Origin of the sequence: Nitratidesulfovibrio sp. (assembly GCF_040373385.1) — a bacterium.
In the GTDB taxonomy this organism is placed as follows: Bacteria; Desulfobacterota; Desulfovibrionia; order Desulfovibrionales; family Desulfovibrionaceae; genus Cupidesulfovibrio.
In genome coordinates this window covers 178,391-198,379 of the sequence record NZ_JBDXXH010000003.1, presented here as the reverse complement: position 1 = coordinate 198,379, position 19,989 = coordinate 178,391, and the positions used below count along the sequence as shown (strand labels likewise).

General features: G+C 68.2%; 16 protein-coding genes and 1 pseudogene. 7 read left to right on the top strand and 10 right to left on the bottom strand.

Annotated elements, in window-relative coordinates; all coding sequences use genetic code 11:
- The first annotated feature begins 36 nt into the window (after window positions 1-36).
- The 7 genes and pseudogenes from ABWO17_RS06730 (at window position 37) to ABWO17_RS06700 (ending at window position 5,591) form a co-directional block, all read left to right on the top strand.
- Window positions 37-603, top strand: coding sequence for a hypothetical protein (locus ABWO17_RS06730; RefSeq protein ID WP_353116898.1), 567 nt, complete (start codon window positions 37-39; stop codon window positions 601-603).
- A 5-nt stretch (window positions 604-608) separates the two neighbouring features.
- Complete coding sequence (locus ABWO17_RS06725; protein WP_353116896.1) at window positions 609-1,526, top strand: universal stress protein; 918 nt, start codon at window positions 609-611, stop codon at window positions 1,524-1,526.
- A 37-nt stretch (window positions 1,527-1,563) separates the two neighbouring features.
- Window positions 1,564-1,812 (top strand): annotated as a pseudogene (locus ABWO17_RS06720) (response regulator); the annotation flags it as partial.
- 300 nt (window positions 1,813-2,112) lie between these two features.
- Window positions 2,113-2,508 carry a DVU0259 family response regulator domain-containing protein gene (gene divK / locus ABWO17_RS06715; protein ID WP_353117481.1) on the top strand — a complete coding sequence of 132 codons (396 nt, stop codon included), beginning with the start codon at window positions 2,113-2,115 and terminating at the stop codon, window positions 2,506-2,508.
- Between the two features lie 367 nt (window positions 2,509-2,875).
- Complete coding sequence (locus tag ABWO17_RS06710) at window positions 2,876-4,945, top strand: hybrid sensor histidine kinase/response regulator (protein ID WP_353116894.1); 2,070 nt, start codon at window positions 2,876-2,878, stop codon at window positions 4,943-4,945.
- 116 nt (window positions 4,946-5,061) lie between these two features.
- Window positions 5,062-5,313, top strand: coding sequence for a CopG family ribbon-helix-helix protein (locus tag ABWO17_RS06705; RefSeq protein WP_353116893.1), 252 nt, complete (start codon window positions 5,062-5,064; stop codon window positions 5,311-5,313).
- Complete coding sequence (locus tag ABWO17_RS06700; protein ID WP_353116891.1) at window positions 5,310-5,591, top strand: type II toxin-antitoxin system RelE/ParE family toxin; 282 nt, start codon at window positions 5,310-5,312, stop codon at window positions 5,589-5,591. Before ABWO17_RS06705 ends, ABWO17_RS06700 begins: the two co-directional genes overlap by 4 nt.
- 13 nt (window positions 5,592-5,604) lie before the next feature.
- Here ABWO17_RS06700 and ABWO17_RS06695 read toward each other — a convergent pair whose 3' ends face one another.
- The 10 genes from ABWO17_RS06695 to ABWO17_RS06650 all read right to left on the bottom strand — a co-directional run bounded on the left by ABWO17_RS06695 (window position 5,605) and on the right by ABWO17_RS06650 (window position 19,938).
- A complete protein-coding gene (locus tag ABWO17_RS06695; RefSeq protein WP_353116889.1) occupies window positions 5,605-6,984 on the bottom strand; it encodes a response regulator in 1,380 nt (459 codons plus the stop codon).
- Window positions 6,981-9,518 carry a PAS domain S-box protein gene (locus ABWO17_RS06690; RefSeq protein WP_353116887.1) on the bottom strand — a complete coding sequence of 846 codons (2,538 nt, stop codon included), beginning with the start codon at window positions 9,516-9,518 and terminating at the stop codon, window positions 6,981-6,983. Before ABWO17_RS06690 ends, ABWO17_RS06695 begins: the two co-directional genes overlap by 4 nt.
- 43 nt (window positions 9,519-9,561) lie before the next feature.
- On the bottom strand, window positions 9,562-10,350 hold the full coding sequence (locus tag ABWO17_RS06685; protein ID WP_353116885.1) for an RrF2 family transcriptional regulator: 789 nt from the start codon (window positions 10,348-10,350) through the stop codon (window positions 9,562-9,564).
- Window positions 10,351-10,767: 417 nt separating this feature from the next.
- Window positions 10,768-11,226 carry an RrF2 family transcriptional regulator gene (locus tag ABWO17_RS06680; protein WP_353116883.1) on the bottom strand — a complete coding sequence of 153 codons (459 nt, stop codon included), beginning with the start codon at window positions 11,224-11,226 and terminating at the stop codon, window positions 10,768-10,770.
- Between the two features lie 269 nt (window positions 11,227-11,495).
- A complete protein-coding gene (locus ABWO17_RS06675; protein WP_353116882.1) occupies window positions 11,496-12,305 on the bottom strand; it encodes an HD-GYP domain-containing protein in 810 nt (269 codons plus the stop codon).
- Window positions 12,306-12,815: 510 nt separating this feature from the next.
- Window positions 12,816-14,192, bottom strand: coding sequence for an ATP-binding protein (locus tag ABWO17_RS06670; RefSeq protein WP_353116880.1), 1,377 nt, complete (start codon window positions 14,190-14,192; stop codon window positions 12,816-12,818).
- Between the two features lie 158 nt (window positions 14,193-14,350).
- Window positions 14,351-14,716 (bottom strand): response regulator, encoded by a 366-nt coding sequence (locus ABWO17_RS06665; protein ID WP_353116879.1) that lies wholly within the window; start codon window positions 14,714-14,716, stop codon window positions 14,351-14,353.
- A 75-nt stretch (window positions 14,717-14,791) separates the two neighbouring features.
- Window positions 14,792-16,591 carry a methyl-accepting chemotaxis protein gene (locus tag ABWO17_RS06660; RefSeq protein WP_353116877.1) on the bottom strand — a complete coding sequence of 600 codons (1,800 nt, stop codon included), beginning with the start codon at window positions 16,589-16,591 and terminating at the stop codon, window positions 14,792-14,794.
- A 70-nt stretch (window positions 16,592-16,661) separates the two neighbouring features.
- On the bottom strand, window positions 16,662-19,304 hold the full coding sequence (locus ABWO17_RS06655) for a PAS domain S-box protein (RefSeq protein ID WP_353116875.1): 2,643 nt from the start codon (window positions 19,302-19,304) through the stop codon (window positions 16,662-16,664).
- A 181-nt stretch (window positions 19,305-19,485) separates the two neighbouring features.
- Complete coding sequence (locus ABWO17_RS06650) at window positions 19,486-19,938, bottom strand: response regulator (RefSeq protein ID WP_353116873.1); 453 nt, start codon at window positions 19,936-19,938, stop codon at window positions 19,486-19,488.
- Window positions 19,939-19,989 lie beyond the last annotated feature (51 nt).

Here is a 19,989-nt window from a genome sequence, read left to right as displayed (position 1 = left end):
CGCGTCACACCGGACGGAGAACACCCCGGAGAAGACATGGACACCGTGCACCTTGCCCCCGACGGAACGCTCCGCGCGCCCGACGGAAGCACCCACGCCGACCCGCTGCCCTGTCTGCGACTGGCGGCGGTGCTGGACGCGGGCTGCACGCTGCGCTCGTTCTTCGCCCTGCTGACCCGGCATGCCGAGCTGCAACGCCTTGGCCCGTTCCTGCCCGCCGCCGTGGCCGAGGCCGACCGCTGCCCCGCTGAAGGCTGCCGTGCCGACGGGCTGACCGGCCTTGCACTGCGCAAGACGGTGGACCTTATCGGCTACCCCGGCGGCCCGCGCGCGGAAATCTACCTTTCGCTGCGGGCGCTGGCGCCGGGAGCCAACAGCCCCTGCGGCCGCGACGGCGAAACGGAACACGAAATCAGGTTCATCCCGCTCGATGCCCTTCTGGATCTGCCGCTCTCGCTGGGCGGCCTGCGACACGTGGTATTCGGGGACAGGACGCGGGTGCTCGACTGCGAGACCACCTTCAGTCTGTTCGAAGTCATCGAGGGCCTCGCATGGGAGCTCGGCTTCCAGGGTGGCGCCCGACACTGTAGCCTACGGAGGTAAACGCCATGTTCGGTAAGATCCTCTTTGCGACGTCGGCCTCGCCGGCATGTGACAACGCGGCCAAGGTGGCCTTCGAACTGGCCAGGCGCAACGAAGCGCGCCTGTATGTCTTCCACGTGCTGGGGGTGCCCACGCGCGGTTTCGGAAATTATGTGCGCGACCTCAAGTCGGGCGAGGAAGAAGTGGCCGACGCGGACTACCGCGAATGGGTCACCGAGGAACTGAAGCACGTCTACGAGGCCCAGTTCAAGGAATTCGGCCCGCCCAACGCCGCGCTGCAACTGGCCGTGGGCGTGCCGCACACCGAAATCCTGCGCTTTGCCCGGCAGGAAGGGGTGGACCTGATCGTCATGGGCGCGCACGGGCGCGATGAAGACGCCGCCGCATCACGGGTGCGCTCCATCATCGGCAACACCATGCAGAAGGTGTCCAAGTCCGCGCGCTGTCCGGTGCTGATCGTCAACCGGCCCTGCAACACCTGCTGGCACATGTTCTCCAACATCGTGTTCAGCACCGACTTCTCCAAGCCCGCCGACGCAGCCTTCCAGTTTGCCTACAAGACTGCGCGCGAGGTGGGTGCCAAGCTGTACCTGTTCCACGCCTGCGACCTTGGCGGCTCGGGGCTGTACCCCAGCCAGGCCGAGATCGAACGGCTGCTGGAACGGGCGCGCAAGCAGATGCAGGACAAGTACGTGAGCAAGATGACCGACTACGACAACTACCAGGTGGAAATCTGGGAAGGCACGCCGTATGTGGAAATCCTGAAGTACGCCCGTGACCGCAAGGCGGACCTTATCGTCATGGCCCACCACGCCAGGGACGTTCCCGCCGAGGACGCGGAAATCGGCTCCACCGTGGAGCAGGTCGTGCTGCGCTCCGCCTGTCCGGTGGCCAGCGTGACCCACGAAGAACGCGTCGCCTAGGACAGCCCCTCTAAAAAACAACCGAGCGGGTAGGCCCATGGCGCTGGTGCTGGTGGTGGACGACGACCTGTCGTTCCGGTTCTTCCTGAAGGCCCTGTTCGAAACCGACGGGCACGAGGCCGTGGCCGCCCGCAACGGCGCCGAAGGCCTGGAGACGGCGCGGCGACGGCGGCCTGACCTGGTGGTGCTGGACGTGATGATGCCGGGCGGCGGGGGCCTGCCCATGTACCGCGCCATGCAGGCCGACCCCGCCCTGCGTTCCGTCCCGGTGATCATGTTGTCCGGCGTGGGCGGGGCCACCTTTGCCCACGGACTGTCCATGTGCCATGCTGCGGACGGAGACGGGAACACGGAGGTGAACGAGCCGTTCGCCTATGTGGAAAAGCCCCCCCGGCCCGACAGGCTGCTGGAACTGGCCCACCGGGCGCTGGACGGAACGGGAAACGGATCGGCAGGGCCACCGGAACGGGCAAAACGGGCGGAACAGGATGGAACCGGGTCGACCCCGGACGGAATATCCCGAAAGACAGGGCAGGCAACGGCGTCACCGCGCGCCGCCACGCACGACGCCAAGGAGAATGAACGCATGCCGTACAAGATACTGGTCGTGGACGACGACCCCTACATCGTGAAGTACATGGTGGATATCCTTTCCGACAACGGGTACGCCACCTGCTCCGCTTCGGACGGCAGCGAGGCGCTGGAAGTGCTGCAACGCGAGCGGCCCGACCTTGTGACGCTGGACCTGGAAATGCCCAACGAGTGGGGGCCGCGCTTCTACCGCAAGATGACCAAGGAAGACGCCTTCCGCGACACCCCGGTCATCGTCATCAGCGGGCTGTCGGGCATCCATCTGGCCATCCGCAACGCCGTGGCGTCGCTGAAGAAACCCTTCGACCCCAACCGCCTGCTGGAAATCATCCGCGAAACGCTGGAAAAGCGCGGGGAACTGGCGGGGGAAGTGCCAGTAACGCATCAGTAGCGCGGCAGTAGCCCCTCGCACGGCGGGGATCGGGCGGCGGCAGGTCGCTGGCGGCAGGCATCGCGGTCTGCGTCGGCAGCGCATGCCGTCCGCCGGACCACGCACACCGCCTGTTGCCGACATGTCGCGCCACATGCCACACGCCACGTACCGCCGGGGCGGGCAATGCCCTCCCCGGCGGCCCGCCCTTGTTCTTTTTTGCACAGCATGGAACAATGCAGGACGGGCGGCGTCCGCCCCAACCCCGCCCACGGCGCGACAACGTCCGGGGCCTTCCCCCTCCATTTCCCGATGGCCGCGTCCGGGCACGCACACATGACACAGGGACCGTGCCCCCGACCGTGAACCGGATTCCGAGGAGCCGCGCATGGGCGCATCGATCCTGCTGGTGGACGACGAGGAAGGTATCCGCACCGTGCTCGGCATATCCCTTGCCGACGCGGGCTACGACGTGACCACCGCTGCCAGCGGCGAAGAGGCCCTTGCCCGGTTTGCCGAGCACAGGCCCGACATCGTGCTCACCGACATCAAGATGCCCGGCCTGTCCGGGCTGGACCTGCTGGAACGCCTGAAGGCCGCCGACCCGGAGGTGGAGGTCATCATGCTCACGGGCCACGGCGACATGGATCTCGCCATCCAGAGCCTGAAGCGCGACGCCACCGACTTTCTCACCAAGCCCGTCAACGACGACATGCTGGAAGTGGCCCTGCGCCGCGCCGAGGAACGCATGTCCATGCGCCGCCGCCTGCGCGGGTACACCGAAAACCTGGAACAGATGGTGCGCGACCAGTCGGCCCGGCTGGTGGAGGCGGAACGCCAGTTGGCCGCGTTGCAGGTCATGGACGGCATCGCCAGCGGCATCCGTTCCTTGTGCAGCGCGCTGGACGACGGCGGGCTGTTCAACGAACTGCCCTGCTTCGTGGCCGTGCACAATGCCGACCTCGAAATCGTCTCCACCAACCAGTTGTACAAGGAACGCCTGGGCCACCGCATCGGCAGCCGCAGTTGGGAGGCCTACGCCGGGCGCGGCCCCGGCGACCGGCTGTGCCCGGTGATGCGCGTGCTGGAAACGGGCGAGGGCTTTCGCTCGAACGAGGTGCTGCTGGGCAGGAACGGGCAGGAAATCCCGGTCATCGTGAACACCGCGCCCATCTACGGCAACGACGGCGAGGTGGAACTGGTGCTGGAGCTTTCGGTGGACATCTCCGAGGTGCGCCGCCTGCGTGAAGACCTGCGCCTGACCCGCGAACGGTTCCGCCAGTTGTTCGACGAATCGCCCTGCTACGTGGCGGTGATGGACCGCGACTTCGGCGTGGTGGAAGCCAACCGCAGATACCGCGAGGATTTCGGCGACCCCACGGGCCGCCGCTGCCACGACGCCTTTGCCCACCGCCTGGCCCCCTGTTCCGGCTGCCCCGCCGGGCGCACCTTTGACGACGGGCGTCCCCATCAGGCGGAAACCGTGGTCACCGCACGCGACGGGCGGCAGGTGAACGTGCTGGTGTGGACAGCCCCCCTGCGCGACGCGGAGGGCGCCATCACCGAAGTGATGGAAATGTCCACGGACATTACCGAACTGCGCCGTTTGCAGGACCGGCTTTCGCAACTGGGGCTGCTGCTGGGTTCCACGGCGCATGGCATCAAGGGGCTGCTCACCGCGCTGGACGGCGGGGTGTACCGCCTTGGCAGCGGCATCGCGCGCGGCGACGCGGCGCGGGTGCAGGACAGCCACCAGGACATCCGCCACCTGGTGGACCGGCTGCGCAAAATGGTGCTGGACCTTTTGTACTACGCCAAGAACCGCGAGCTGAACTGGGAAGTGGTGGTCACCCGCACCTTTGCCGAGGAAACCGCCACCCTGGTGGAAGCCAAGGCCACGGAACGCGGGGTGCGCTTTGTGCGGGACTTTACGGCAGCAGGGGTGGAAGCAGACAGCACGGGGAACGCGGAAACGGGGGCGGAGGTCGGCAAGAACACGGGTACGGCTCAGGCCGGATCAGCGGGAAGCGGTGGTATCGCGGACCTCGGCACCTTCGAGGCGGACGCCGGGGCGCTGTCAGCCGCACTGGTGAACCTGCTGGAAAACGGGGTGGAAGCCTGCGCGGCGGACAACCGCAAGCAGGACCACGTCGTCACCTTACGGGTGCGCGGCACGCCGGAAGAGGTGACCTTCACCATCATCGACAACGGCACCGGCATGGACCGCGAGACCCGCGAAAAGCTGTTTACCCTGTTCTTCTCGTCCAAAGGCAGCGCCGGGACGGGCATCGGCCTGTTCGTGGCCAGCCAGGTGGTACGGCAGCATGGCGGGCACATTGCCGTGGCCTCGGAACCCGGCGAGGGCAGCACCTTCACCGTCTCCTTGCCGCGCCGTCTGCCGGAAGCGGTGCGGCGGGGTGATGCACAGGGGGAAGAACAACGCGCCAGCGACGCATGACTCCCAGTGCGGACAAGCGGCGTTTCGCACTGGCATAAAGGTCATGGCGTGCAAAGAGGGCTTGCGCGGCAGACGTGCGCGGCATATGTAGTCACAAAGACTACACGGAGTACGCCATGAAGCCCACATCCATCCGGCTCGACGAAGCTACCCTTGCCTCCATCGACGGCATGGCCCAAGCCCTGGGCCGCAGCCGGGCGTGGATCATTCAGGACGCGCTGGCCAAGTACCTGGCCCACGAAACGTGGTTCCATGAAGAAGTCCGCAAGGGCCAGGCCGACCTTGCCGCCGGGCGCGCCGTTACGCACGGGGACGTCCGCGACCGCCTTGCCGCGCTTGGCGTTGACCTTGACCGGGCCGTCCGGTGATCCGCTGGGCGGAATCCGCCGCTGACGACCTGATGGAAGCGGTACGCTTCATCCGGCAGGATTCGCCGGAGGCCGCGTCTTCCGTGGCCGCGCGCATCGTCGCCGCCGTGGAGTCGCTGGCCGCGCTGCCCGCGCGGGGCAAGCCCGGACGCGTGGCGGGCACCCGCGAACTGCGCCTTGCCGACCTGCCCTATGTCATCGTGTACGCCGCCACCGGAACCAACGACATCGAGGTCATCCGCGTGCTGCACACCCGCAGGGCGTGGCCCACTGCCTAAGCCGCCCGACAGGCTATTCCCCTGCCCGCACCCGCAGCACAGCCCGCACGCCGCGCCCGTGCGAGGCGGGGCCAAGTTCCAGTTCGCCGCCCATTTCGCGGGCCAGCTTGCGCGTGGCCATGAGGCCCACGCCGCTGCCGCCCGGCTTGGCGGAAACGAAGGCGGCAAAGCCGTTCGGGGCTGCACTGCCCCCCTGCTCCTGCCCGGCCTGCCCGGCTGACCTGGCTGACCCGGCCTGCCCGGCTGGCCCGGCCTGTTCCGGAAAACCGGGACCGTTGTCCTCCACCACGTATTCGATGCCGGGCACGCTGGCCGCCCCAGCCTCCTCTGCTGACACGGCATCCCCGCCCGCAGCGTCAGGCAACGCCACCCGGCGGCTGCGCAGGAGCACCCGGCGGGCCGCATCCGGGAAGGCTTCTGCCGTCCCGCCGCCGCTGGCATCCATCCAGTCCGCAACCGTCGCTGGGGCACCAGATGCGCCAGTGGCCGAGACACCCATCCCGTCATCCTCCTCGAATGCCTCGATGGCGTTGACCACCAGATCCATCAGGCAGCGGTGCACCGCGTCCGGGTCCAGCATGACCGGGTCCGGCCCGGCCCCGCCCTGCATCGCCAGCGTCACCCCGGCCGCCGCCGCGCGCGGGGCCAGCAACCGGGCCACATCGCGCAGGGGGCCATCCGGGTCGCACGGGCGCGGGGCAAGTTCCGCTGTCCGCCCCATGTCCAGCAGGCGCATGGCCAGGTCGCGCACCCGCGCCACGTCGTCGCGCACCATGCGCCAGCCCTGCTCCAGATAGTCGCGCCGGTTGAGTTCCAGCCCCTTTTCCAGCACGAACATGGCCCCTTCCAGCCCGCCCGCCATGTTCTTGATGGCGTGGGCCAGGCCCGCAGCCGTTTCCCCAACGGCGGCCAACCGTTCTGCGTGCAGCAGTTCGCGGGAGCGTTGGGCCACCAGTTGTTCCAGTTCCTCGGTATGACGGCGCAGGGCCTCGCGCAGGGCCATGCGCTGGCGGGCGCGGTCCAGCGCCACTTCCAGCGCCTCCGGGGCCACCGGCTTGGTCAGAAAGTCGCCCGCCCCATGGCGCAGGCTGGACACGGCAAGCTCCATGTCGCCGTGGCCGGTCAGCACCAGCACCTCCACCCCGGAAAATTCCGCCTTCACCGCGCGCAGCAGGTCTATGCCGTCCATGCCGGGCATGCGCACGTCGGTCAGCACCACGGCGGGCGGATTCGCCCGGACCATGGCCAGCGCCTCCGCCCCGGAGGCCGCCGTGCGCACCGCGCAGCCCATGTCGGCCAGCAGCAGCGCCAGCACGGTGCGGATGCCTTCCTCGTCATCGACCAACAAGAGTGGCAGAAGTGGCTGGTGCGGCAGGGGCGGCTGTGCGTTCATGCCGCGCCGCCTTCACCGGGCAAACCCGGCCCCGGAGTTGTCGTGGTCGCTGTCGCGGGCGTTGTCGTGGTCGCTGTCGTGGTCGCTGTCGTGGTCGCTGTCGCGGGCGTTGTCGCGGACGAGTCCGCAACCCCCGAAGTCACCGGAAAATACAGGGTGAAGCACGCCCCGCCCTCCGCCAGGTTGGACGCCTGGATGGACCCGCCGAACTCCTTGACCAGCCCGTAACTGATGGACAACCCCAACCCCGTGCCCTTGCCCACCTTCTTGGTGGTAAAGAACGGCTCGAAGATGCGCGGCAACAGCGCCGGGGGTATGCCGCAGCCGGTGTCGCACACCCGCGCCGTCACCCGCCGGTCGTCGCCCACCGTCTCCACGGTGATGCGGCGCGGCGCGCCCGGTTCCTTCTCGCTGCGGTCCTCTATGGCGTCGCGGGCATTGAGCAGCAGGTTGATGAACACCTGCTCCAGCCGGTTGGACACGGCCATGACCGGGGGCAGCGACTCGGCCAGCCGCCAGTCGATGTCGATGCCGCGCAGCGACAACTGGCGGCTGAAGAATTCCGTGGCGCTTTGCAGCACCGCGTTGATGTCCACCCGCTCAAGCGCCAGGTCCGACCGGCGGCCAAAGTCACGCATGTGCCCGATGATGCGACTGGCCCGGTCCACATGGCCGTCGATCTCGCGAGCCATGGTGGCCAGGATTTCCGGGTCGATGGGTTCGCCCCGCGTCACCTTGCGCAGCAGAAAGCCCCCGGCGGTCTTGATGACCGTCAGCGGCTGGTTCAGTTCGTGGGCTACCCCGGTGGCCATTTCGCCCAGGGTGGCCATCTTGCCCGCCTGGATCACCTTCTGCTCGGCCTCCAGCCGTTCGGTGATGTCGGTGGTGGTCACCAGCAGCACCTGCCGGGCCAGGTATTCCGCCGGGGAAAGCATGATGTCCACGTGAAAGGGCCTGCCGTCACGCGCCACGTTGCGGGCGCGGTTCAGCACGGTAAAGGCCCGCAACTGCGAGGCATAGCGTTCGCGCTCGTCCGGGGGAAACAGGTCCAGGAACGAGCGGCCCTTCATCTCGTCGCGCGGCCAGCCGTAGACCTTCTCCGCCGTGGAGTTGCAGTCCACCACCTCCAGGCTCTGCTGGTCCAGCACGAACACGGCGCTGGGGATATGGTTGAAGATGGCGTGATACTTGAGTTCGGAACGGCGCAGCTTTTCTTCCAGTTCCTTGCGGTCGGTGATGTCCAGGGTCATTTCCATGGCCGCGGTCACCCGCCCTTCGGCATCGAACACGGGCGAGGTGTGCACAATCCAGTGCGCCCGGCTGCCGTCGGTGTGAAACCCGCTTTCCTCGCTGCAATGGGCAAGGCCGGTCTGCATGGTCATTTCCACGGCACAGTTGGGGCACTTGCCGGTGCGCCCCTTGTAGGCCTGAAAGCAGAAGTCGCCGGGTTTGGGCGTGAAGTTCTCGCGGAACATGCGGTTGTAGCGCAACAGCCGCAGATTCTTGTCCTGCACGGTGATGGAGCAGGGCACCTGGTCGAACAGTCGCTGGTATTCGTCGCGCTGGCGGTTCAGCTCCGCCTGCTTCTGGGCAATGTCCCGATCCATGCGGGTGATGGCCCCGGCCAGTTCGCCGATCTCGTCCTGCTGGCGCACGTCGGAAAGGTCCACCTTCTCGCCGCGCGCCACGGCACGGGTGCCCTCGATCAGCCGGGCCACGGGCCGCGTCAGAAAGCGGCGCATGAACAGGTGCACCGCCGTGGCGCCCAGCAAGAACACCGCCGCCGCCAGGGTGACCACCCGGGTCTGGAAGGACAGCACCTCGGTTTCCGCGTCCTGCAACGAAAGCACCACCTCCAGCGCGCCCAGCACCAGCTTGTCCGCCGGGTGGAAGTGGCAGGGTTCACCCGAACAGCCGGGTTCGTTCATGATGGGGGTAAGGCTGCCCAGCAGGCGGCGACCATCCGTGTCGGTGAACACGCGGGTACGCTCGCGCAGGGCCAGCCACTGGCGGGGCTGGGCCGTGCGATGACAGGCGGCGCAGGCCTCATCGCGGATGTTGGTGCGGCGTTCCACCTCGTCCGGGTTGCCCGAGAACTTGATGACGCCTTCCTTGTTGTAGATGCGGATGGAGACGATGTCCTTCTGGCGGGACACGTCGCTGATGATCTGGTTGATCTCGTCGCGGGCGTTCAGCATCATGGCGAAACGCGCGCCAAGACGGATGGTGGTGCCCAGGCGGTCGCCACCGGCGGCCAGTTCGTCGTGCAGGTGTTCGCGCTGATAACGAATGCTGCCCAGCGACAGCACCAGCACCCCCAGGAACAACGCCACGCCGCTGCCCGCCACCACCTTGGCGGCCAGGCTGGTGCCCGGCAGGCCACGCAAGCGCCGCCCCCGTCCCTCCTTGCCGGGGCGCCCGGCAGGATCGGGACCCGAGCCGGACCCGGCGCCCATCCCGGCGCCAGAACCTGTACCGGCGTTGATGCCCGTGCCCGTTCCGGGGTGGGGTGTGCCGCCCGTGCCGACGGTCATGGCCGCCTCCTGTGCTGCCGCACCGTACGCCCCCGGCCCACGGTCAGGACACGCGGATCGGCCGGGTGCGTGGGGCGCGCGGGGAGCCGGGGCCCTCCGCATCGTCCGGCCCGTCCAGACCAACTGGCCCTTCCGGTTCGCACGGTTCCGATACGGACATCGGCACGCGGGGCGTTGCGGGCACCATGCGGGCGGGGCAGCCGCCCGATATGGCCCCCCTTGCGGGCACGGATTTTTCCGGCCCATCGGATTCCGCCGAGTGCACCAGTTCTGCCCGTCCCGCCAGTTCCGCGGATTCCGCCGATCCAATGGACCCCGCAGGACCGGACGGCTCCGCAAGCCCGGCCAGCGCGCGCAGTTCCTGTTCCGCCTCCCGGCGATGCTCGGCCGCAGTGCCGGGGCACCAGTCGCCGAACTTCACCCCCTGGTCCACGTAGCGCAGCAGTTCGCCAAAGGTGATGGCGTCCAGCCGGTCGAACATGGCCCGGCTGCACTCCTTCCAGACCATGCGCGTCAGGCAGCCGGGGGCATGGGAACAGTGTTCCTCGTCGCGGCCGCAGCCCGCCATTTCCGCCCCGCCTTCCAGCACGCGCACCACGTCGCCCACGGAAATGTCGTCGGGCGAGCGCCCCAGGCGGTGCCCGCCGTTGGGCCCACGCTGGCTCACCAGCAGGCCCGCCTCTTTCAGCGAACGGCTGATCTTTTCCAGATACTTCTGCGATACATCCAGTCGGCGCGCCACGTCGCGCATCAGCACCGGCCCCTGACGGCTGTGCTGGGCGATATCCAGCATCATCCGCGTGCCGTAGCGACTGTTGGTCAGCAAACGCATGCCCTGCCCCCTCGGTTGACGATCACGCCGCGACCCTTCACGAAGCCCCACACGCCCGTGCCATGCCGCGCCCGCGCACGCAGCATCCGGCCACCCGCATGCACGCAGGGCGGCAATGGACACTCCATGCGCACTTTTGCACCATAGCATACCGCAATGGTATATTCAACAGCACCATACAACTAACGTATTCACTCCACATTGCCGCAATCCGGATTGAACGGATTGGCACGCTGCAAATCCACATTACGGACAAGGTACGCATACGCAGCACCGCACGCCACATCAGGGGTACCCTGCTGCATGCAACAAAAACGGCGCCCTGCCTGCACGGACGGGACGCCATTGTCTCTGGAAGGAATCGGAAAAATGCGAATGTGGCGGATGCAGGCGAAATGCGGTGGTCAGTGGGCGGTGTCAGACACCCGGCCTGTCCGCGAGGGGGGGCCCATCGTGGGATGGATCGTGCTCCGTCAGGTCGGGCTGGCCGTTGGCCAGATCATCCAGGGTGATCGAATCCAGCGCGGATTCCACGGCATCGGCGGCGCGCGTCCAGCCAAGGCAGGTCAGCCTGTCGCCGGGGGTGTCGGCCAGGCCGCAATGTTCCGCGATGCGGATGCCACCCTCCATGAGTCGCACCACCGTACCCAGGGTGATCCTGCCGGGCGGCAGGGCAAGCCGGTGGCCGCCCATGGCCCCCCGCGCGCTGGCTGTAAGCCCGGCGCGCCGCAAATCCTTGAGAATCTGCTCCAGGAACTGGACGCTGATGTCCGTGTACCGCGACAACGCGGTGGTGGTCAGCGGCCCTCCGGTGCCATGCACCGCAAGGGCCACCAGCACCCGTGCCGCATAGCGCGTTCTGGCGGTAAGCTTCATGCCGTTTCAGGGTCTCCCGTTGCGGCGGCGCGCGATGTTGCGCCCCGTCCACTGCGGTACACCTACACCATGCCTGCACGGCATACAACACCATTGGCAAGAAACGGCACACTCCGGCATTGCGGCGTGCACGCCGGAGAACTGTTGTATCGGACTGTTTTCATCCTGGATGTTTCCAATCCGAAACAATGTCCCGCAAGAGAAACCACATGAAACAGCTTCCCGCATGCCACCCGGCGCAATGCGGCCCGATCCGCGCCGAAGGGCGTTCATCCGGCATGCTTGTCGGCAGGCAGGTGGGAGCTTACCCCATCCCGCGCGGCCCACAGGTCCCCCACGATGTCCAGGAAGGCGTCCAGCGGCCGGGGATCGAACTGGGTGCCCCGCCCCTCGCGCATGATGCCGAGGGCCTTGTCGATTCCGAAGGCGGGCTTGTAGGGCCGCTTGCTGGTCAGCGCGTCGAACACGTCGGCCACGGCCACGATGCGCCCTTCGAGCGGAATTCCCTCGCCCGAAAGACCTCGCGGGTAGCCGCTGCCGTCCCAGCGTTCGTGGTGGGTGCCCGCGATGGCGGCGGCAATGCGCACCACCCGGGACGACGAGGCCGCCAGGATCTTTTCGCCGATGAGGGCATGCTGCCGCATGACCGCGAATTCCTCCGGCGTGAGCCTGCCCGGCTTCAGCAGGATGGCGTCGGGCGTGCCTATCTTTCCCACGTCGTGCATGGGGGCGGCCACGCGCAGGTCGCGCAGCCCGTCGGCGTGCATGCCCAGCGCGGCGGCGATACCCTCACTGTAGAAGGCCATGCGCTGGATGTGGTCGCCGGTGTCGTCGTCCTTGTAGGCGGCTGCCAGGGTGAGCCGGTTCAGGGTGTCGATGTACGAGCGCTCCAACTCGGCGCGCGAGGTGCGCAGGTCGAGCACGGTGCGGCTCAGGTCGTCCGCGAAGGCGCGCAACTGGCCGTGGGCCAGGTGCAGTTGCTCGCGCGTTTCCTCCATGGCCGAACAGGCGTCTTCCGCCGCCTCGGCAAGGCGTTTTCGTTCGGGATGCCGTGAGTCGTGCGTGGTATCCTGCGTCATGCGGTCCTCCCGTGCTGTGTGTCCGCTGCCCGTGGCCGGGCGATGATGAGCGTCTCTTGCCTCTTCCATGCCGCCGGTCCGCCAGTCCGGTTGGCTACTCCCGCCACTTCCCCCGTGGCCGCGCCGGGATTCGAGCTTGCGCTCGCGCGGGACCCGGCGTGACGAACCATGACGGCCGCGCCGGTCCGCCAATCCGTTTGGCTACTCCCCCCACTTCCCCTGTGGCCGCGCCGGGATTCGAGCTTGCGCTCGCGCGGGACCCGGCGTGACGAACCATGACGGCCGCGCCGGTCCGCCAATCCGTTTGGCTACTCCCCCCACTTCCCCTGTGGCCGCGCCGGGATTCGAGCTTGCGCTCGCGCGGGACCCGGCGCGGCCTGGGGCGGGGGTTGGTCAGCTCCGGGGCGGGTGGGCCGCACGGCGAAACCCCCGTCCGCCGTCCTGCCCCAGAGTGGGCGAACGGCCCCGCGCACGGGGGGGCACCCATGCACTCGGGCCGCGCCCCAAACATCAGCCTGTGGCCGCATCCCGTGCGGACATGCCATGCATGCTCACGCAGACGGGCAGACGCACCGCCACCGTGGTACCCCGGCCCACCTCGCTGGACAGGGTCACATCTCCCCCGTGCAGGCGGGCGATGGCCCGGGCCAGGGTAAGCCCGAGGCCCAGCCCTTCGCGGTTGCGCGTCATGTACCCCTGCGCCTGGTAAAAGCTTTCGAACACTCGTTCGCGTTCCTGGGCGCCAATGCCCATGCCGGTGTCCGCCACTTCCACCAGCACCTCGCGGGACGCGCAGCCCGACCCGTCCGCCCCGCCCGCCCCGTTCGGTCCGCCCTGCGCGCCAGCCCCCGTTCCGGCCATGCCGCGCGGTGGACGGCAGCGCAGGGTCACCATGCCCCCCTGCCTGTTGAAGCGGATGGCATTGTGCACCACGTGCAGGAACAGTTCGCGCAGCAGCCCCGCGTTGCCGCGCACCGTCACCTGCGCGGCCCCCACCGGCATGGGCCCCAGCACCACCCCCTGCGCGGCGGCAAAGGTGGAAAGTTCCTCCAGCACCCCGGCCAGTACCCGGTCCACTTCCACGGGCGCGTCCGACGCTTCCACCCGACCACCCTGCACCTCGGCGAAGCGCACCACCTCGCGCACCATGGCGTGCATGCGCCGCGCGGCCTGCAACAGATGGCCCAGCAATTCCTCGGCATCGGAATCGCCCCGGCGGCGCGCCTCGTCCAGCAGCACGTCGCCAAGCCCCAGAATGCCATTGAGCGGGGTGCGCATCTCGTGCGAGATGATGGCCAGAAAATCCTGCTTCAGGTGTTGCACCCGGCGTTGCATGCTGATGTCGTGCAGCACCAGCACCCGACCACCGTCGCGCATGGGCGAGGTGGCCACCCGCACCACCCGCCGGGCCACGCCGTCGGGCGAGGGCAATTCCAGTTCCACCACCCGTGCCCCGTACATGTCCTGCCCGTACATGTTCGGCCCGTACATGTTCGGCCCGTACGCATTCGACTCGGGCTCCCCGTCCGGTTCCCTGCTTCCGGAGGCGTCGGCCCGGTACCCACCCCCCGGCAGCACCGCCGCCGTGCCCGCCTCGCCCAGCAGTTGCACCAGCGGGCGGCCCTCCACCTCTGCCGGGGATCGGTCCAGCATGGCGCAGGCCGCCGTATTCACGGTAACCGCCCTGCCCGCCGCGTCCACCGTAAGCATGCCGTCGGCCATGGAATCGATGACTGCGCGCAACCGTTCGTTGACGGCCTGCAATTCGGCGCGCTGAGCCCGCTCCACGGTGTACAGCGCCGCCAGGTCTTCGGCGTAACGCACCGTCTGCATGGACACTTCGCCGCACTCGGCCAGTTCCGAAGGCGCAGGAGAATGGGCGGACACGCCGTCCGGCCCCCGTGCCGCACCCTGCCCCTCGTGGCCGCTGCCAGGGGGGGCGCTGCCGGAGAGGGCGCCTTGCCCGGCATCCGGTCCGGCTCCGGGCAGGGCACCGCGACTCTCGCCGGTCCGCGTGTCCCGGGGGGGGCCATCCTGCGCGCTGTTCATCCCAGGAATTCCTCTATCTTGCGAATCAGCGCCAGCGGGCTGAACGGCTTGGGAAAGTAATCGTCGGCCCCGGCGCGCAAGCCTTCCTCGCGGTCCTGGGTCTGACCCTTGGCGGTCAGCATGATGATCCGGCAGCCCGCCGTGGCCGGGTCGGCCCGGATGCGCCGGGTGGCCTCCAACCCATCGATCTCTCCGGGCATCATCACGTCCATCAGGATCAGGTCGGGCCGATGCAGACGGGCAATCTCCACCGCCTGCACGCCGTTTTCAGCCTGCAATATCTGGTAATTGCCAATTCGCAGCGTGGCCTGCACCAGTTCGCGCACCTCGTACTGGTCCTCTGCGATGAGTATCCGCTTCATGACACTTCCCCCTTGCATGCGGCAAAATCGGGGTATCGGACCGGAGGAACGCATGCGGTTCCGGGCCGATGGGCATCAGTACCGTTCGAAGTCGGCGTCGGACGTGCCCGCCTCGTCGAGGTCCAGGGTCACGCCCGCCTTCCCCGCCCTGGCGGCGCGGTCACCACGCAGCGTACCCTCGGTGATGGCGGGCTGCGGGTGCCCCCGTTGCGAACGGCGTCTCTCCAGCCCTCCCTTGCGGACCGGCTGGCCAGGCTGGCCAAACTGGCCCGGCCTGGCCTGGGGCATGGGCGCCACGCCACCGCCCGAAGGCAGCCGGAAGAACGCCACGGTCTGGGCCAGTTGCGTGGCCTGCCCGGCCAGTTGCTCCGACGTGGCGGCCATCATTTCCGAGGCGGAGGCGTTCTGCTGGATCACCGAATCGAGCTGCTGCACGGCCTTGTTGATCTGCTCCGCGCCCACGCTCTGCTCCTTGCTGCCCGCCGCGATCTCCTGCACCAGTTCCGCCGTCTTCTGGATACTGGGCACCAGCGTGCCCAGCATGTTGCCCGCGCGCTCGGCCAGGGCCACGCTGGACGAGGACAGTTCGCTGATCTCCGCCGCCGCCGTGCCGCTGCGTTCGGCCAGTTTGCGCACCTCGGAGGCCACCACGGCAAAGCCCTTGCCGTGCTCGCCCGCGCGGGCCGCCTCGATGGCGGCGTTCAGCGCCAGCAGGTTGGTCTGCCGGGCGATTTCCTGCACGATGGATATCTTTTCCGCGATGGTCTTCATGGCCCGCACGGTCTGGGCCACGGCCTGCCCGCCCTCGCGGGCGTCCTCTGCCGAACGCAGGGCGATGCGGTCGGTCTCGCCCGCGTTCTCGGCGTTCTGCTGGATGTTCGAGGTCATCTGCTCGACCGAGGCGGACACCTCTTCCACCGCGCTGGCCTGCTGCGTGGCGCCCTGGGCCATGTTCACCGCCGTCTCGGACAGTTCGCGGCTGCCCGCCGTGACGCCATGGGTGGTTTCCATCACCTCGCCGATGACCCGGCGCAGGTTGTCGGTCATGATGCGGATGGCCTCGGCCACGCTGCCCACCTCGTCCCGGCTGGTCACCTCCACGTCCGTCGTCAGGTCGCCCGCAGCCACCTGCCCTGCCACGTCGCGAATGCGCTGCAATGGGCGGGCGATGGACCGGCTGGCCAGCAACCACGCGCAGGCCACCACCACAATCACGATGCCCAGCGCCCAGCCCGCCACGGACAGGGAGGCGGACCGCACATGGGCGTTCACCGCGTCCAGCGACGAAACGATCTCGAACGCGCCGTGCACCTCGCCCTCGCGCCAGCCTTCCTTGATGCCGCCCACCACGTCGCGCTCGCCCTTGGGGTCGCCGTGGCAGAACAGGCATTCGCGGGTCAGGCGGATGGCCCGGAAATACCGGATGTGGTCCGCCTCGCGCAGGACCAGTTCCTGCTGGCCCGTGGACGAAAGCTGTTCCAGTACCTTCCGTTCCATTTCCGTGGGCTCGTTGGCCTGATTGCGGGGATGCATCTTGGGCACGCGGAATTCGTAGCCCAACTGTTCCGCATTGGCCTTGGCCATCTTGATGGCGGTAATCACCGGTACCGCGTCCACCACCTTGTCGGCTGGCAGCTCCGCGAACGGGCGAATCAGGCCCCCTTCAAGCTTGCGCGCCATCTCGTCGCGCGCGGCCTCGGCCATGAGCACCACCGCCCGGCTCTGTTGCAGGATGGCCTGGTGCGCGTCCTCGCGGATGTCGGCGATGCGTTGCACGGCCATGACGCCCGCGATGCACACCGGCCCCAGGATGGCGATGGCCATGATCTTGGCCTTGATGCCGAATGCTCCACGCCGTTCACGTTCACCGGTCATGGCATCTCCTTCGGGGCGCGCGGCCCCCATTCCCCAGTTCTCCAGAACCCCAAGCCGCAGCCATGCCCGTTCACGCACCAGTCGGGCCGACCGGGCCGGTCGGTAGCGTAAAGCGCACCGTGGTACCCACGTCCTTGGCGCTTTCCACCGCCACCTCTCCGCCATGGGCCTCGATGAGATACTTCACGATGCTCATGCCAAGGCCCGTGCCGGGTATGCCGGTATTCGAAGCATCGCCCCGATAGAATTTCTCGAACACCCGCGAAAGCTGTTCCGGACTCATGCCCATGCCGTTGTCGCGCACGCTGACCTCGTGCACGCCCTGGCCCGGGCGCAGCCGCACCTCGACCACGCCGCCGCCGGGGGAATACTTGACGGCGTTGCTCAGCACGTTGTCGAGCACCTGGGCCACCTTGTCCGCGTCCACCACGGCGGGAACCGGCGTTTCGGGCAGCAGCAGCCGGAACGAATGCCGACGCGTGCCCACGATGTGCGCGGCCACCTTGCGGCGGATCAACGCCACCAGGTCGCACGGCCTGCGCTTGAGGCTGAAGCCCTGGCCCATCTCGATGCGGGAAATGTCCAGCAGGTCCGCCACGATGCCGGTTACCATCGCGGCCTGCTCGTTGATGTAGCCAAGGTACTGGCGCTGCTCTGCGGAGGGGATGTCGTCGCCGGTGACCAGCAGTTCCGAAAACCCCAGGATGGTGGTGAGCGGGGTGCGCAGTTCGTGCGCGGCGGTGGTCAGGAATTCGTTCTTCATGCGGTCCAGTTCGCGCTCGCTGGTCACGTCGTGCAGTACGGTGACCACGCCGGTGCGCACGCCGCCCGCGTCGCGCACCTCGGAGGTGCTGGCCGTGTAGTGATGCACGCCGCCCGTTTCCGTCGGACGCGAAAAACCGAACTGGCAGGGCGCGCCGCCCATGGTGTCGTCCAGGCAGTGCACCAGCCGCTTGCGCAGCGGGGCGTCCTCGATGAGATCCGCCACCCCTTCACCCACCAGGTCACCGGGGGCGGCAAGACCCAGGATGTCTTCCGCCGCCGGGTTGGCCAACGTCACCCGGTGGTCTGGGTCGGTCACCAGCAGCCCCTCGGACACGGAACGCAGGATAAGGTCGATCTTCTCCCGCTGCGATTCCGCCGTGCGCAGGGCCTGTTCCAGGTCGCGGGTGCGCTCCAGCACCATGTTTTCGAGCCGGGCACGGTAGCCTTGCAGTTCCGCCTCGGCGGCGCGGCGCTCGCTGATGTCCTCCAGCATGCCCACGGCGTATTGCAGGTCGCCCTTGCGCCCCCTGATGGCCGCCACGGCCAGCCGCACGGGAAACACCGTGCCGTCGCGCCGCGAATGCTGCGTTTCCAGAAAGAAGCCGTTGCGTTCGCCCCGGTGCAATTCCGCGAACAGTGCGCGCACGTCGCCCGCCTCGTGACCGTGCACCAGTTCCGAAAAATGCCCCAGGGGCAGTTCCGCAGCGGCAAAGCCGTGCAGCACGTTGAACAGCCGGTTGGTCTTGACGAGGCTGCCGTCCTGATCCGTGATGAACACCCCCAGGGGGGCGTGCTCGAACACGGCGCGAAAACGCGCCTCGCTCTGCTGCAACGCCTCTTCCTGCTTGCGGCGGCGGCTGACGTCGCGCCCGATGCCGAAAACCAGCACCTTGTCGCCGTCGCGCACGGGCACGGACACAGATTCTATCCAGTTCTCGCGCCCGTCAGGGCGCAGCCACGAGTACACGACGCTCTGGGGACCGCGCAGCCCGCCATCGTCGCGGAAGGGATCGGGTGCCTTGCGCCCGCCCAGCAACACCTGCAACGTGCGTACGTCGTCCATGGCGCGCAGGTCGTCGCGGGTGCGCCCGGCCATGCGCTCGTAGCCCCTGTTGCAGTCCACCAACCGGGGGGCACTGCCGTCGTCGCGATGTTCGTAGACGGATATGCCGTCCTGCGAATGCTCGAAGATGGTGCGGTACCGCAGCTCCGCCTCGCGCAGGGCGCGTTCGGCCTGGCGCTGGGCGGTGATGTCGCGCAGGGCCACCAGGGTGGCCGGGCCGTCATCCCAGGTCACCGGGGCGGTGCGCACCTCCACCAGGCAGGGGGTGTCCCCCTCGCCGCACAGGTCCAGTTCGTCGTCGCGCACCGGCACGGGCGACGGATGGCCAAGCATGTCGGGCAGGTCGGGCGCGTCGCGCCCCAGCATGGCAAGCGCCGCCGGATTGGCGAAGCGCACCCGCGCGTCGGCGTCCACCACCAGCATGCCGTCCGGGTTGGCGCTGATGATGGTTTCCAGCCGCTGACGGTGCTGGCGCAACGCGCCCTCCGCCCGCTTGCGGTCGATGGCGTAGCGGATGGTGCGGCCGATGAGGCCTTCGGCCACCTCGCCCTTGCGCAGGTAGTCCTGGGCGCCGCGCGCCACGGCCTCTTCGGCGAAGGAAGGGCTGGAAAGCCCGGTCAGCACGATGACCGGCAGCTCAGGCGCATGTGCGACCAGGCTGGCCAGGGTGTCCCAGCCCTGGCTGTCGGGCAGGCTGAGGTCCAGCAGGGCCACGTCGAATGCGCCGCCATCCAACCGGGCAAGCCCCTCGGCCAGTGTTTCCGCGCGTTCGATGACATGCCGCAGACCCGACCCGGCAAGCAGCAGGCTGAACAGCCTGGCGTCGCCGGGGTCGTCCTCGAACAGCAGTATGCGCACCTGCCACTGGTCCATCCCCTGATCCATGAAGCCTCCGGGGGACTTCCCGGGTTACTTGGTTGTCCCCCCGCGTGCGTGGCACGCAGGGGGTTGGTCTGGGCGGGCCTGACGGATCTGGACGGGTCTGGGCGGGTCTGGGGCCGCAGTTCACGCGGCCATGATGGCGCGGCTTCGCGTCCGCTCCGCCTTGCCGCCCCCTCAACCCCCTTCAGTCCCCCTTTTGGGGCAGGGTCACGATGCCCATCCAGAAATGCTCGATCTGCCCCACCACCTCCAGAAACTGCTCCCAGCCCACGGGCTTGGTGATGTAACAGTTGGCGTTGAGATCGTAGGCGCTCAGAATGTCACGTTCCTGCCGCGAAGTGGTCAGCACCACCACCGGAATGGAGCGCAGTTCCGGCGATCTCTTGATCTCTTCCAGCACCTCGCGCCCGTTCTTGCGCGGCAGGTTCAGGTCCAGCAGCACGAGATCGGGGCGGGGCGCGTCGGCGTACTGGTCCTCGCGCCGCAGGAAGGACATGGCCTCCTCGCCGTCCTCCACCACGAACAGCCGGTTGGATACGCGATTGCCTTTCAGCGCCTCGCGCGTCAGGCGCACGTCGCCGGGGTCGTCCTCGACCAGCAGGATGTCGATGAGTCTTGCCTGACACATGCCGCTCATGTACTCCCTCCCGTGCAGTCTTGCTCAATTGATGCCACCCCGTTGGCGGTG

Excerpts from the sequence above, each read along its gene's own strand:
- ABWO17_RS06665 (WP_353116879.1), bottom strand. The coding sequence starts at position 14,716 with ATGAAGCGGATACTCATCGCAGAGGACCAGTACGAGGTGCGCGAACTG.
- ABWO17_RS06725 (WP_353116896.1), top strand. The coding sequence starts at position 609 with ATGTTCGGTAAGATCCTCTTTGCGACGTCGGCCTCGCCGGCATGTGAC.
- ABWO17_RS06660 (WP_353116877.1), bottom strand. The coding sequence starts at position 16,591 with ATGACCGGTGAACGTGAACGGCGTGGAGCATTCGGCATCAAGGCCAAG.
- ABWO17_RS06650 (WP_353116873.1), bottom strand. The coding sequence starts at position 19,938 with ATGAGCGGCATGTGTCAGGCAAGACTCATCGACATCCTGCTGGTCGAG.
- ABWO17_RS06730 (WP_353116898.1), top strand. The coding sequence starts at position 37 with ATGGACACCGTGCACCTTGCCCCCGACGGAACGCTCCGCGCGCCCGAC.
- ABWO17_RS06690 (WP_353116887.1), bottom strand. The coding sequence starts at position 9,518 with ATGACCGTCGGCACGGGCGGCACACCCCACCCCGGAACGGGCACGGGC.
- ABWO17_RS06675 (WP_353116882.1), bottom strand. The coding sequence starts at position 12,305 with ATGACGCAGGATACCACGCACGACTCACGGCATCCCGAACGAAAACGC.
- divK (WP_353117481.1), top strand. The coding sequence starts at position 2,113 with ATGCCGTACAAGATACTGGTCGTGGACGACGACCCCTACATCGTGAAG.
- ABWO17_RS06685 (WP_353116885.1), bottom strand. The coding sequence starts at position 10,350 with ATGCGTTTGCTGACCAACAGTCGCTACGGCACGCGGATGATGCTGGAT.
- ABWO17_RS06710 (WP_353116894.1), top strand. The coding sequence starts at position 2,876 with ATGGGCGCATCGATCCTGCTGGTGGACGACGAGGAAGGTATCCGCACC.
- ABWO17_RS06655 (WP_353116875.1), bottom strand. The coding sequence starts at position 19,304 with ATGGATCAGGGGATGGACCAGTGGCAGGTGCGCATACTGCTGTTCGAG.
- ABWO17_RS06680 (WP_353116883.1), bottom strand. The coding sequence starts at position 11,226 with ATGAAGCTTACCGCCAGAACGCGCTATGCGGCACGGGTGCTGGTGGCC.
- ABWO17_RS06695 (WP_353116889.1), bottom strand. The coding sequence starts at position 6,984 with ATGAACGCACAGCCGCCCCTGCCGCACCAGCCACTTCTGCCACTCTTG.
- ABWO17_RS06705 (WP_353116893.1), top strand. The coding sequence starts at position 5,062 with ATGAAGCCCACATCCATCCGGCTCGACGAAGCTACCCTTGCCTCCATC.